The sequence below is a fragment of the Kribbella sp. NPDC050124 genome, assembly GCF_044460355.1.
In the GTDB taxonomy this organism is placed as follows: domain Bacteria; phylum Actinomycetota; class Actinomycetes; order Propionibacteriales; family Kribbellaceae; genus Kribbella.
On record NZ_JBITJU010000001.1, the window covers coordinates 1,328,088 to 1,341,040 of the forward strand.

Here is a 12,953-nt window from a genome sequence, read left to right on the forward strand (position 1 = left end):
TGGTCGAGTTCCGCTTCATCCCAACATCTCGGTAGGTATCGTTTCCGCGTGACGAATGGTGGAGACACCGGACCTCCCGGGGAAGCCGCCGAGCTCTAGGGCTGGGCGGTCACCCAGGCGGCGATCTGGGAACGGGACGTGAAGCCCAGCTTGGACAGGATCTTCTCCACGTGCGTTTCGGCGGTGCGTGGCGAGATGACCAGCCGAGCGGCGATCTCCTTGTTCGTCAGGCCTTTGCAGACGAGATCGGCGACTTCACGTTCGCGACGGGTCAGGGGCGTCACGTCGCTGCGGGCTGCCGGTTGCACGTCGGCCGCCGTTGCCTCCTCGAGGGCGTACGCGCGTGCCGCCTCGTAGGACAGGTTGCAGCCGGCAACGAACGCAGCCTCGAAGGCGGCCTCGCCCAGGGCAGCCTTCGCGTCTTCTATGCAATGGTCATGGAAGACGATGAGGTGCGGGAGCGAGGTCAGCGGAGTTCCGAAGTGGGTGAAGAGCGCGTCCGCGGCGCCGAGCAAGGTGGCCGCGCGGCCGTACCGTCGCTGCTCTGCGCTCAACCAGGCAAGCGATTCCAGTGCGTTCGCGGTACCGAAACGGTTCTCGAAACCCGATGCGTCGCGGAGCCGAAGGCAGGTCCGGAGGTCGGTGATGGCTTCGTCGACCGTACCTTGTCGCCAGGCCAGGAACGCCCGGAGCCACGTCGCACCGGAGCGCCAGAAGACAGCGTTATGGGATTCCGCGATCGCCATCACCTCCTCGAGGCAGACGACAGCCCGGTCGTGGTCACCGACGAGTTCGGCGCAGGTACCCAGCGTCAACAGCAGCCGGGCCCGCATCTCCACGTCGTACTGCGGCGCTCTCTCCAGAATCGCGACGCCCCGCTCCAGCATCTCCACGGCACCGGGCACGTTGCCGGAGAGGAGCCGGGCTATCGTCCGGCCGTATGCAGCCTGGACGAGCGCGTCTGGAGCGTCCAGTTGCAGGGCGAGCTCCTCGCCCTCTTCCAACAAGAGTCTCCCGCGCTCGAAATCGCCCATGTAGAACGCTACTTTGCTCGCCAGCAGCAGTGCCTGAGTGCGCAGGGCGGTGGGAGCCGGCGCTTGGGTCAGCGCAACGTCCAGCCACCGTCGACCCTCGCCGAACAGACCACGGTCGTACCAGTAGACCCAGGGCACCGCAACCAGGATGTCGAGCGCCGCTTCTGCCTCACGGGGCTCCGCCAGGCAGTACTCCACGGCGGCCCGAACGTTGGCATGCTCCCGGCGGAGCAGATTGAGCCAGGTTCCCTCACGTGCGTTGACCCATGCGGCACCGGCCCGGTGCACCAGTTGCTGGTACGAGTCCCGGTGCCGGCGGCGCAGAGCGTCGTACTCGCCAGAGTCGAAGAGCTTCTGGCGACCGTAGTCACGGAGGGTGTCCAACATTCGGTAGCGGGTCGTCGTACCGCTGTTCTCGCGGATCAGGATGGACCTGTCGACCAGTCCGGCCACGACCTCCAGCAGCTCGGCTGCGGGCAGTCGCTCGTCGCTGCAGACGCTTTCGATGGCGTCGAGCTCGCAGCCGCCGACGAACACCGACATTCGCGCCCAGAGCAGCCGTTCAGGTTTGCTGCACAGGTCGTGAGACCAGTCGATGCAGGCGCTCAGGGTCTGCTGTCGGCCTGGTGCCGAACGAGCTCCGCGACGCAGCAGCCTGAACCGGTCCGTCAACCGGTCGAGGATCTGCTGCGGAGCGAGAACCGGCAGCCAGGACGCGGCCAGTTCCAGGCCCAACGGCAGCCCTTCCACCCGTCGGCAGATCCCGGCCACCGCAGCCTGGTTGTCCGCGGTCAGCTGGAAGTCGTGCAGTACGGCCTGGCCGCGCGCGACGAACAGCGCCACGGATTCATAGCCGGCCAGCTCGGCCAGCTCCGCGCCAGGCGCGGGCACCGGCAGCGGCGGTACGGGGAACAGCGCCTCGCCGGCAACGTCCAGCGGTTCCCGGGTCGTCGCCAGCATCCGCAGCTCCGGGCACGATCGCAGCAATGCGTCCGCCAGCACCGCACAGGCTGGGAGCAAATGCTCGCAGTTGTCCAGCACCACCAGCATCGAACGCGAGGCCAGGTAGTCGGTCAGCAGCTCCAGCGGCGACCGTGTCGGTTGCTCCCGTAGCCCCAGATCCATCGCCACCAAGTGCGCCAGGATCTCCGGTTCCTGCACCTCCTGCGCCAGCAACGCCGGATCATTCACCGCCGTGAGGTCCACGAACCGTACGCCGTCCGCGTACAACCGCCTGGCTTGCGACGCCACTTGCTGAGCTAGTCGCGTCTTCCCGACACCTCCGGTGCCGGTCAACGTCACCAACCGCGACTCACCCAGCAGCCGCTTGACCCCACCCAGTTCCCGCCGCCGCCCGACAAAACTGGTCAACTCCACCGGCAACCCACGCCGACCCCGCGCACCAGCCGCCGATCCGCGATTCCGACGTACGCCCGAAAAAGACTCCCGGTCGGCCACGAACCCGCCCCCAAACCGCGGGCGAAACCATCAAAATCCCGCAACCCCACCCTACGTCCCCCGTCCCCGGCATCGGTCAAGCTCAACCGCGCAGAACCTCCGCGGGAAAGGCAAAGACAGACTGTCAGACCCGACGGCAACGACGGGTCTGACAGTGGGTCCAGCGAGTCCTACAGGTTGGCGTCCAGGAACGACTGCGCTGGCGCGGAGTCGACGCGGTACTCCAAGTTCGGTCCGTCGCAGCGGTAGCTGAACGTCCACGTGTTGAGCGCGACGACCGTGCCCTCATGGAACAACGGTCCGCCCGAGTCGCCGAAGCAGACGCTCTTCGTGATCTTCACGAACCGGTCGGGGAAGAGATCCTGCTTCGTGATCACCGTGACGTCCTTGTAGCTGCGCGCCCCGTCGTACACCGTGATCGCCTTCGGCGACGCGGCGCTGCCGGTGATGTACGCGTCGGTGCCGTAACCGACCACCGTGAAGGTCTCGGCGGTCAGGTCCAGACCGTCCAGGTAGCCGGCGTCCGCCACCGGCGCCGGCGTCACATTGGCGACATCCTCGGTGAGGAAGACCAGCGCGATGTCCTCCAGTCCGGGCTTGAGGAAGGACCTCTTCGAGTTGCCGCCGCCCGGTCCGACCTCAGTGGCCAGCCAGTCCGGGTGAACGACGAAGTGGTCGGCCCCGTAGTACGTCGAGTTCTCGTCCGGGTCGGCCTCGAACGAGACTCGCCAGTCGTCCGGCCCGAGCGCATCCGGGTCACCGACGTCGCCGGTGAAGAAGTCGGTGCAGTGCGCGGCCGTGAGTACGACGTCAGGCGCGACCAGCGTGCCTGTGCAGAAGTCGAACCATTCGCCGTCGAACTGCAGTTGCAGTCCTCCCACATTCGGGAAGCGGTTGGTGGTGTCGGTGGTCCCGTCGATGATGGCCGATGCTGGGACCGTCGTTGTCAGCAGCAGCATCGCCGTTGCGGCGACTGCGGCCGCGACCCTGGATTTGTGCATGTCGGACTTCCTCTCCCCTGGCGCCCGCTGCCCCCTGGGCGCTCGTCCTCCGATACCTGACGGTAGGCCCGTCTGGTAGTGACGGCAACAGTCGGGGCACCGCTCTTCGGCGTCGTACAGTGAGGACATGGGCGGGGAGCCTTGAGATCGTGCTGCCGAGCAGAAGGCAACAGCGCTGGGAGGCAGCCGCGTCACGGTGCACGAGCAATTCGCAGGGTTCTCGCTATCACCCGGCCGGCGGGCCACATTGCCCGCACGGAGCCGCCTACGGCTGCAGGTCGGAGCCGAGCGCGTGCTCCATGTGTCCATCGATGCCCGGTTCCACAATGCCGCCCCACCTCGTGTCGACATCGCCGGAGTCCTTGCCTGGATCAACGGTTTCTTGGACCAGCCCCGCACAGCAGCGAGGATTCTCGGGCGGTCGGCGATGGTGAGGTGTACAAGCTGGATCGAAAGGGGTTCCGACGATGCCGGTCGAACTGAACCACACCATCGTCCACGCTCGAGACAAATATCGGACGGCGCGCCACTACGTGGATCTACTGGGCTTGCCGGAGCCGACGGAGTTCGGGCCATTCGTCGTCGTCCAGTTGGAGAACGGCGTCAGCCTCGACATCGCGGACGATCACAGCGCTCCGCATCCGCAGCACTACGCATTCTTGGTGAGCGAGGACGTTGGAGATCATCACCCGCCCCTACGGCAGCGCCAACACTTAGGCTCACGCTGCTAGAGCCGGGGAGGACCAAGGATGTCCGAGGACCGGGAGCGGGATTTGGTCACGTCCGCCACTTGATCGAGCAGCCCATGCTCGGCCGATGCGGCTCGGGCACCGGCTCGCCGGCGAAGGTGCGCCGGATTGCGTCGGCGAGCAGTTCCCCGGTGACGGGCAGCCCATTGCCTGGGGTGGAGTCGTCGAACGCGCCGCGGTAGGCCAGCTTGCCGGCCGCGTCGTACAGGAAGAAGTCCGGAGTGCACGCGGCTGCGAACTCACGCCCGACCTGCTGACTGGAGTCGACCAGGTAGGGAAACGTCCATCCGGCGCGCGTGGACTGCTCGGCCAGCCGGTCGGGCGCGTCCTCGGGATAGGCAGTGATGTCGTTGGTGCAGATGCCGACCGTGTTCAGCCCAGGGAAAGAAGCGACCACCTCGCCGAGCCGGGTCTCGATGTGTCGGACGTAGGGGCAGTGGTTGCACAGGAACACGACGAGCGCCGGCGACCCGGACAGCTCGGTGCTGGAAAAGGGCGCGCCATCGACGTCGAGGAGCGCGAACGTCGGGCGTGAGGTGCCCAGCGGCACCATGGTCGACTTGACAGCCATGTCTCCAGCCTATTCGCCGGCGGCGAGGTCGACAGCGGCGAGACGCTCGGGGTCGACGGCGAGTGACTCAGGCAGTGAATGGTCGGCCACGGAGTCGGCCAGCCAGAGTCAGTCGTCACGCGCCGTCGCCATCGCCGAGGCGTAGCGTCGTAGTCCGTCAAGGTCGGTCACCACGATCTGGCGCCGGTGGGTTGCGCCCACCGGCGGCCCAGCGACGGGTCAACCTCGGCGCGCACACGTCGCTGGAGGACAAGCGCGAAGCGCTCCGGAAGCTTCAGGAACACCTCGACTGAGACAGCCCCGAGGTAGAGGGTCCGGTAACCGTGCGGGACCCTCTACCTCATGAACGACGGCTAGCAGGCCCTTCGCGCGACATTCGATGCGATCGCGACGAAGATGCGAGCAGACTTCCAGGCTCAGAAGGAGAAGGTAAAGGGGTGGTCAGGGGCGGTCTCGAACCGCCGACCTTCCGCTTTTCAGTTCGGCTGATCTCCCCGGCCGGGCCTGCAGCGCCGATGGTGCACGTTGCTCGCTGATAGGCCGGCGTACACCGGCCGGCCGGGGAAGCCCTGGAGTAGGACGTCAGGGGCGGTCTCGGAGCGCCGATGGTTCGCCTGCCAGTTCGACAGCGGTTCCGGCATTGGCAGTACGCGCATTTGTCCAGGGCAACCGCCGGTTGAACCAAGCCGGCGTCCACCAGTTCGCGTCGCCCAGCAGCTTCATCAGGGCCGGCACGAGAATCAGCCGGACGACCGTTGCGTCGACCAGGACCGCGGTGGCCAGGCCCAGGCCGAACATCTTGGCCGTTGGATCGTCGGCAAGGGAAAAGCTGACGAAGACCGCGATCATGATCAGCGCTGCCGACGTGATCACGCGGCCGGTCGTGGTGATGCCGTGGATGGTCGAGGCGGTGTTGTCCTGGGTACGCACGTACTCCTCGCGGATCCGGGTGAGCAGGAAGACCTCGTAGTCCATCGAGAGCCCGAACACCACGGCGAACATGAACATCGGGATGAACGGAAGGATCGGAATGGTCGAGTCCAGCCCGATCAGGTCCGCGGCCCAGCCCCACTGGAAGATCATCACGATGACGCCGAAGGACGCGCCGATGCTGAGCAGGTTCATCAGCGCGGCCTTCAGCGGTACGACGACCGACCGGAAGACCACGGTGAGCAGCAGGACGGACAACAGGACCACGGCACCGATGAACCACGGCAGCCGATCGTTGACCCGCGCCCCCACATCCGCGAGGGTCGCCGTCTGACCACCGACGTGAGCCTTCGCCGGACTGTGCCGCAGTACCGAAGGAAAGACCTCCGCGCGCAGCCGCTTGACGGTCGTCATCGTGGCGTCGTCCTGCGGTCCGGTCGTCGGTACGGCGATCAGCGTCGCGACGCCGGCCGCGGTGTTCACCGCAGGTGGTGCGACCGACGCGATGCCCTGATCGGCGCGGACGGCGTCGAACAGCGGCTGTACGACGCCCGGATCGCGCGAGATGTCGACGGCGACCACCAGCGGACCGTTGCTACCGGCACCGAATCCCGCGGCGACCAGGTCGTATGCCCGGCGTTCGGTGCGTTGCACGGGAAGTGCGCCGTCATCGGGTGTACCGACGCGGAGTGCGAGCACGGGTGCGGCCAGCGCCAGCAGCAGCACGGTGGCGCTGACGGCGTACGCGGCGGCGTGCTTGGACACGTGCCCCGCCCACCGCTGCCAACCCGAACCAGGCGACGGCCGCACCCGCCGTACCCGAAGGCGGTTGATCCAGTGGCCGGCCAGACCCAGGAACGCGGGCAGCAAGGTGATCGAAGCGAGCACCATGGTCAGCACGATCAGCGAGACCGCAATCCCACCCGCGGTGATGAACGGTACGCCGGCCACCACCAGCCCGAGAATCGCGATCACGACCGTGCCGCCGGCGAAGAGCACAGCCTGTCCAGCAGTCGCGACCGCAGTCCCGACCGACTCCGCGACCGACATCCCCCGGGCCAGGTACTCCCGGTGCCGCGTGACGATGATCAGCGCGTAGTCGATGCCCACGCCGAGCCCGATCATGCTGCCGAGCACGGGCGCCCAACTGGGCAGGTCGATGAGATACGTGACCAGGGACAGTGAACTGATCGCGAGCGCGAGCCCGAACACCGCCATCCCGATCGGCAGGCCCATCGCGATGATCGATCCGAACGCGAGCAGCAGGATGACCATCGCGGCGATCAACCCGACCGCCTCACCGAGACCGGCCTGGCCTTGCTCGAAGGCATAGAAGAGATCCCCGCCCAGCTCGATCCGTAGCGGCGAGTCAACCGCCGCCAGGGTCTTGAGCTGCTCGAGGTCGCTCGGCTCCAGCTTCTCGAGCACCGGGTACTGCAGCCGGATGAGCCCGACGCGACCGTCCGGCGAAATGACGGGATCGCCGGCGCTCAGCACGTGCGGCAACGACGCCGCAGCCGATTGAATCCGGGTCAGAGCGGTCCGCAGGTCAGGCGAGTCGAGCGTCGACGTCGAGTCGCGCGGAGTCATGACCACCTGCGCCGTGAGCCCGGCCTGATCCGCTCCCGCGGCCGACAGCAGGTCGGTGGCGAACTGCGAATCCACGCCGGGCGCCCCGAACGACTCCTCGAGTTTCTTGCCGAAGGCGCCGGATGCCGCGATCACGAGCGCGGCGACAACCAGCCACGCCCCGATCACCACCCAAGGGCGACGTGCGGCGTACCGGCCCAGTCTGTACAGATTCGACCTCATCATGGATCCCTTCGGCGAGAGTTGGGTTCAGCGTGCGGCCGAACAGGCGGCCCCCACCTCGGGCGATGAGCCGGACTTCAGTCGGCCGAACAGCCAGGTCGCGTCCCGTACTTTGAGCCGATCCGCTCGGCGCCTGGAGTCCCTACGCTGTGGGCATGCTGAGAAACGCCGTCCGCTCGCTGCTGGCCGAGCCGCGAGCGCCCGAGCCACCCAGGCGGGTGTGGCGCGACTGGGCGCTCGTCGGCGGCCTGCTGCTGGCGGTGGTTCTCGAAGGCGTATTCCGCGAGGACGTCGTGTGGAGACCTGCCGCGATCGTGATCGCCGTCGCCATCGCGTGCGCTCTGCTGTGGCGTCGTACCCGCCCGTTGATGGTGGTGGCCGCTGTGTTCGGCGCCCTGATCGTGATCAACCTCGTCACCCTGGTCACCGGGAACGCGACCTTCGGGCTCTACTCGATGATCTGCGTTGTGCTGCTGCCGTACTCACTCGCTCGCTGGGGATCCGGCCGCGAGATCCTCATCGGGCTGGCGTTCATCCTGGTGGCGCTGGTGCTGGGAATCGCCAGCGACTTCACCGGATACGCCGAAGCGGCGTTCGGCAGCATGTTCCTGCTCTTCCCCGCAACCGTTGGCGTCGCGGTCCGCTATCAGTGGACCGCCCGGCGCCGCGAGCTGGACAAGGTGCGACTCCGGGAGCGCGAGCAGTTGGCCCGGGAACTGCACGACACAGTCGCTCATCATGTCTCGGCCATCGTCATCCGCGCCCAGGCCGGCCGAGCCGTCGCCGCCACTCGTCCGGAAGCCGCGGTCGATGCGCTCGCCGTCATCGAGGCGGAGGGCACGCGTACGCTGGCCGAGATGCGGGCGATGGTCGGCGTACTGCGTGCTGACGGGACGGCGGCGCTCGTCCCACAGCCGGGCGTGGCTGACCTGGAGCGGCTCGCCCGGCGCGTCGAGCGGCCGCGGGTCGAGGTCGAGGTGTCGGGCGACCTCGGCGACCTCGGGCCGGCGGTCGGCGCAGCGATCTATCGCATCGCGCAGGAGGCGGTCACGAACGCCGTACGGCATGCCCGGCACGCAACGCGCATCGACGTCCGGCTGACGTCGTACGACGGCTCCGTCCGGCTGACCGTCCGCGACAACGGGGAAGCGACCTCGAGGAACCCGGGAGGTTACGGCCTGGTGGGGATGACCGAGCGCGCGACGCTGCTCGGCGGCACGCTCGCCGCGGGCCCTGATCCGGACCGGGGCTGGTCCGTCGACGTGGTGCTGCCCCGAAAGGCGGGCGGCCGATGACGATCCGGGTACTCGTCGCCGACGACCAGGATCTCGTCCGGACCGGACTTGCGATGATCCTCGATGCCCAGCCCGGTATCGAGGTGGTCGGTCAGGCGGCCGACGGTTCGGAAGCAGTGCAGTTCGCTCGCCGGCTGCGACCCGACGTGTGTCTGCTCGACATCAGGATGCCCGGGCTGGACGGGATCGCGGCAACCCGCCAACTGGCCGGACCCGGCGTCGCTGACCCGCTGCCGATCGTGGTGATCACCACGTTCGATCTCGACGAGTACGTGTACGGCGCTCTGAAGGCCGGAGCGCGTGGATTCCTGCTCAAAGACGCCGGGCCGGACCTTCTGGTCCAGGCGATCCACGCCGCCGCCAACGGTGACGCACTGATCGCGCCGAGCATCACCGCACGGCTGCTGGCCGCGTTCTCCGAGCCACCGACCGGCCGTTCGGCAGTCCAACCGGTCGAGCCACTGACCGCCCGCGAGGAGCAGGTCCTGATCGCCGCGGCCACCGGCCGCACCAACGCCGAGATCGCAGCCGACCTGCACATCAGCCTCAGCACCGTGAAGACCCACCTGACCGCAGTGATGGGCAAGATCAACGCCCGAAACCGAGTCGAAATCGCCATCTGGGCCTACGAAACCGGCCGCATCAAGCCCTGAGCCCCAATGCCGGGCCGCGTGGGCCGAAAAGAAGATCCCTCCCCGACGCACGGAGAGGGTGGTGGTGGTCAGGGGCGGTCTCGAACCGCCGACCTTCCGCTTTTCAGTTCGACAGTGGCTCTCGGGCTCCATGGAACCGGTGTCGCAGAGCAAGGCTCATCGGTCGGCTCGGATGATTGCTGTCGCCACCTGTTGCGGTCCCGGTTGCGGTCATCAGATCCGAGCCCTGGTCTACGGCGGCCCGGTCGCCGAACCCGCCGACGCCGAGTGCGTCCTCCGCAAACCACCGGCGTCCACGGCTTCCACGGCGCCTCCTCCCTGGACGCCTCCCCGTCGAACGAGCCCTTCACCGACCAAGCCCGAGCCTTCACCTCCGTCACTTTCTGAGGTACGGGTACGGCGCGAGGCGTATGCCGGTGTCTGCGGTGATGACGGCCCGGTTGCCGAGCGGCTTGCCGAGGGTGACGACCGCGGTCGATGTCTTCCCGACGTCCGCACCGCCCGGGAGCAATGGACCGTGGCTGCCGCCGATGACCACCAGATCGTCGTACTCGACGACGTGGGCCCGGAGGTCGGTCTCATAGAGTCCGTGGCTGACCTCGAAACTGAGGGTCTTGCCGTCGACCCAGTCGAGAACGCCGACGCGGAGCAGACCCTGCTCGAGCCGGGCGAGACCGGGTAGCGGGTCGGGCCACTGCAGCGACTTGAGCGCGCCCGCGGGGACTGCGACAGCGACAACAGGTCTCGACAGGCCTTGCACCGTGAAGGACCAAGCCGGGACGGTCGCCCGGCCATGGCTGGTCTCCGCGTCGGTCGTCGTCAACGAGCCGCCGGTGATCGTGAGCGTTTCGCAGCTCGGCATCCTCTCGCAGATGTCGTTCCGCGGCCCGATCGCCTCGGTCAGAGCTTGCTGAGCTTCGAGCACCTGCATTGTCTCGTTCGACCCATCCGCGAAGTCGACCCGCGTCGTACCAGCCTCCGCGAACTGGACCCCGTCCGCGAAGGCAACCCGCCCGGACGACCACGAGTTCTTCTGCTGCCAGGTGTCGAACCCGAGCCCCGGCGTCCGCGTTGAGTACAAGAAGACCCCGGTCACCGGCGCCGGAATCCCCGCCGCCCGCACGGCCCGCGCCACCACTCCCGCGCGCTCCACAAACGCTTGTGTGGGCTGAGCTTGCGGCACCAGATCACCGTCCGGTGTCTTCCACGCCGGCCGAGGGGCCGACGTCGAACTAGGCGCAGAGCCCGGCGCTGCCTCGGACCCACACCCTCCGAGAGCCAGCACCAGCGCCACCCCCAACCACACCTTCCCCACCATGGGGTCGAGTATCCGCTTCCCTTCTCGGCCCCTCAAGCAGCGGGGTTTGGTGCGCTGACCGCGTCAGTCCGGTCGCCTTGCGCTCTCCCACAACACGACGTGTTCACGACCGAGATCGGTACGGCGATCGAGCCGGACAACCTGCGGCGGGTTGGTACCCGCTGCGAGAGGCGGCCGGGCTGGGGGAGATGCGCCTCCACGACCTGCGGCACTCGTGTGTGACGTTGCTCCTACGGCTTGGAGTACCGCCACACATCGTCCAGGCGATCGTCGGGCACGCGGACATTCATGTGACCATGACGATCTACGCGCACGCGTCGCTGGACGACCAGCGGAAGGCGTTGGAACAGCTCTCGGAGATGGTCGCCGGATAGGCGTTGCGGTACTCGCGGGAGGATCGGCGGGTCTCAGATGGAGAAGCCGCAGGTGAGAAGGGTGGTCAGGGGCGGTCTCGAACCGCCGACCTTCCGCTTTTCAGGCGGACGCTCTACCAGCTGAGCTACCTGACCAGGGAGAAAATTAGCGGCGGTGTTGTGACACCGCCGCCTCTCCTGGCGACCCAGACGGGACTCGAACCCGCGACCTCCGCCGTGACAGGGCGGCACGCTAACCAACTGCGCCACTGGGCCAGATTTCTCGATGATCCTACAGCATCTTCGAGGTGGTTCTGACACCGGCCTTTCGGCCGTATCCCCAACGGGATTCGAACCCGCGTTACCGCCTTGAAAGGGCAGCGTCCTAGGCCACTAGACGATGGGGACTCGGACCCGCGGGAGCCGAAGCTCCAGGGACAGCCGTAAGCATAGAGGAGTTGGGCGCAGGCTCCAAAACGAGTTACCGAGCAGGCATCGACCAGGGTCCGGACCGCCGCAGGGCGAGCGCCGTACGCCGGGTGAGAGAGACGGCGTACGGCGCCCTGAGGGGGAGGGCTAGCTGGTTGCGTCAGGGGCGATCAGCTGTGGGTATTGGGCGACGAACAGCTGGTAGAAGCTCAGCGCCGGCAGGATGTGCCCCTGCGGCAGGGCCGCGTCTGCGAGGCCGTACGCCCACAGGGAGGAGCGCATCCGCTGGTTGGGCGTGCCGTGGTGTCCGGGCGCGGTGAAGCCGCAGTCGCCGAGTTGGTAGAACATCTGGCTGAAGAGCTCGACCCGCTTCCACTGCATCGCTGCGCCGCGGGCGTGGGTGAGGAAGTACGCGCTGTACGCGTCGGCCATCAGTTCGGCCCACCGCGAGGCCTCAGGAGCCGGCAGGTCGCTGCGCATCAGACCGCGGGCGTACTGGATGTGGTGACCGAACTCATGCGCCAGGATGGCCTGCGGCGCCGCATCACCCAGTCCGACGCGGGCGAAGCCCTCCAGTACGCCGTCGCCGAAAGCGATCCGCTTCGGTGAGACGCCGTACCCGGGGATGACGTCGCCGCCGGGTGCGGCGTACGCGTTGAAGGTGAACAGTGGCAGGTCGCCGTACCCGAGGGCCGCGCTGTTCAGCTCCCGCGCGACCAGGTCGGCCGACACCCGCGACGCGACCGGATCGAGGCGGTAGACGGCGGTGAAGACGCGGTAGTTGAGCTCGGGGTCGAGCATCGACCGGCCGTGGGCGGGCACGAGCTCGATGTCGCCGGACGGGATGTCCCAGAACGTCCGCAGGTCGCGGTTCGTGCGATTCACCACATTCGTGAATTCACCGTCGGCGCCGAAGGTGTACGGCGTGGGTTGCGGCAGGTACGCCGCATCGACCAGCGCCATCTGGTAGATCAGCACGTGCAGGACGGCCAGGATCTGCTCGAAGGTCCAACCCGTGACATCCGGCATGATCGCGGCGACCACCGGCGGCACGGCCGCGGAGCACTCGTACTGCGTCGGGTCGATGGCCTCGACGAGCGCGTCCAGTGCCGGGTTCTCCGGCAGCCCCATCTCGGCCTGGACCGCGGCCGCCTGCTGCCGCATGGCCGGTAGATTGTCGACAATCTGCTGAACCTCGGGCGACAGGCTTTGCGGTACGGCGCTCTGCGTCGAAGCGGCCGGGGACGCGGCGGACGCGGTGGCCGCGGCCGCGGGTGGTGCGGCGAGGCCGAGTACCAAGGCGATGACGGCAATCGCCAGACGCTTTCTCATCCGAATCTCCTCGGGGAA

At 67.6% G+C, this 12,953-nt stretch carries 9 protein-coding genes and 3 tRNA genes; 3 read left to right on the plus strand and 9 right to left on the minus strand.

Annotation, left to right across the window (positions count from 1 at the left end; genetic code table 11):
• Positions 1-95 precede the first annotated feature (95 nt).
• The 4 genes from ACIBL3_RS06680 to ACIBL3_RS06695 form a co-directional block, all read right to left on the minus strand.
• Positions 96-2,411 (minus strand): LuxR C-terminal-related transcriptional regulator, encoded by a 2,316-nt coding sequence (locus ACIBL3_RS06680; protein ID WP_396352221.1) that lies wholly within the window; start codon positions 2,409-2,411, stop codon positions 96-98.
• 251 nt (positions 2,412-2,662) lie between these two features.
• Positions 2,663-3,493: a S1 family peptidase gene (locus ACIBL3_RS06685; protein WP_396352222.1), complete on the minus strand. Its 831-nt coding sequence runs from the start codon at positions 3,491-3,493 to the stop codon at positions 2,663-2,665.
• 777 nt (positions 3,494-4,270) lie between these two features.
• Positions 4,271-4,813, minus strand: coding sequence for a thioredoxin family protein (locus ACIBL3_RS06690; protein ID WP_396352224.1), 543 nt, complete (start codon positions 4,811-4,813; stop codon positions 4,271-4,273).
• Between the two features lie 582 nt (positions 4,814-5,395).
• Entirely contained in the window at positions 5,396-7,555 is a 2,160-nt protein-coding gene (locus ACIBL3_RS06695) for an MMPL family transporter (RefSeq protein ID WP_396352226.1), read from the minus strand.
• Positions 7,556-7,710: 155 nt separating this feature from the next.
• Between ACIBL3_RS06695 and ACIBL3_RS06700 the strand changes: the two genes are divergently transcribed.
• The gene (locus ACIBL3_RS06700; protein ID WP_396352227.1) at positions 7,711-8,850 is read left to right on the plus strand and encodes a sensor histidine kinase; all 1,140 of its coding nucleotides are present in this window, start codon (positions 7,711-7,713) and stop codon (positions 8,848-8,850) included.
• Positions 8,847-9,503, plus strand: coding sequence for a response regulator (locus ACIBL3_RS06705; RefSeq protein WP_396352228.1), 657 nt, complete (start codon positions 8,847-8,849; stop codon positions 9,501-9,503). The genes ACIBL3_RS06700 and ACIBL3_RS06705 overlap by 4 nt, the downstream gene beginning before the upstream one ends.
• 376 nt (positions 9,504-9,879) lie before the next feature.
• Here ACIBL3_RS06705 and ACIBL3_RS06710 read toward each other — a convergent pair whose 3' ends face one another.
• Positions 9,880-10,656: a hypothetical protein gene (locus tag ACIBL3_RS06710; RefSeq protein ID WP_396352230.1), complete on the minus strand. Its 777-nt coding sequence runs from the start codon at positions 10,654-10,656 to the stop codon at positions 9,880-9,882.
• Positions 10,657-11,009: 353 nt separating this feature from the next.
• Between ACIBL3_RS06710 and ACIBL3_RS06715 the strand changes: the two genes are divergently transcribed.
• Complete coding sequence (locus ACIBL3_RS06715) at positions 11,010-11,195, plus strand: tyrosine-type recombinase/integrase (protein ID WP_396352231.1); 186 nt, start codon at positions 11,010-11,012, stop codon at positions 11,193-11,195.
• Between the two features lie 62 nt (positions 11,196-11,257).
• On the opposite strand, the gene ACIBL3_RS06720 is transcribed toward ACIBL3_RS06715, so the two are convergent.
• The 4 genes from ACIBL3_RS06720 to ACIBL3_RS06735 all read right to left on the minus strand — a co-directional run bounded on the left by ACIBL3_RS06720 (position 11,258) and on the right by ACIBL3_RS06735 (position 12,935).
• Positions 11,258-11,330 (minus strand) — tRNA-Phe (locus ACIBL3_RS06720).
• A gap of 43 nt (positions 11,331-11,373) precedes the next feature.
• Positions 11,374-11,450: transfer RNA gene (locus ACIBL3_RS06725), tRNA-Asp, on the minus strand.
• Positions 11,451-11,509: 59 nt separating this feature from the next.
• Positions 11,510-11,582: transfer RNA gene (locus ACIBL3_RS06730), tRNA-Glu, on the minus strand.
• Between the two features lie 168 nt (positions 11,583-11,750).
• Positions 11,751-12,935 carry a hypothetical protein gene (locus tag ACIBL3_RS06735; RefSeq protein WP_396352232.1) on the minus strand — a complete coding sequence of 395 codons (1,185 nt, stop codon included), beginning with the start codon at positions 12,933-12,935 and terminating at the stop codon, positions 11,751-11,753.
• Between the last annotated feature and the right edge of the window lie 18 nt (positions 12,936-12,953).

Coding starts and splice junctions, on each gene's coding strand:
- ACIBL3_RS06715 (WP_396352231.1), top strand. CDS start 11,010: ATGCGCCTCCACGACCTGCGGCACTCGTGTGTGACGTTGCTCCTACGG.
- ACIBL3_RS06685 (WP_396352222.1), bottom strand. CDS start 3,493: ATGCACAAATCCAGGGTCGCGGCCGCAGTCGCCGCAACGGCGATGCTG.
- ACIBL3_RS06700 (WP_396352227.1), top strand. CDS start 7,711: ATGCTGAGAAACGCCGTCCGCTCGCTGCTGGCCGAGCCGCGAGCGCCC.
- ACIBL3_RS06705 (WP_396352228.1), top strand. CDS start 8,847: ATGACGATCCGGGTACTCGTCGCCGACGACCAGGATCTCGTCCGGACC.
- ACIBL3_RS06690 (WP_396352224.1), bottom strand. CDS start 4,813: ATGGCTGTCAAGTCGACCATGGTGCCGCTGGGCACCTCACGCCCGACG.
- ACIBL3_RS06695 (WP_396352226.1), bottom strand. CDS start 7,555: ATGAGGTCGAATCTGTACAGACTGGGCCGGTACGCCGCACGTCGCCCT.
- ACIBL3_RS06735 (WP_396352232.1), bottom strand. CDS start 12,935: ATGAGAAAGCGTCTGGCGATTGCCGTCATCGCCTTGGTACTCGGCCTC.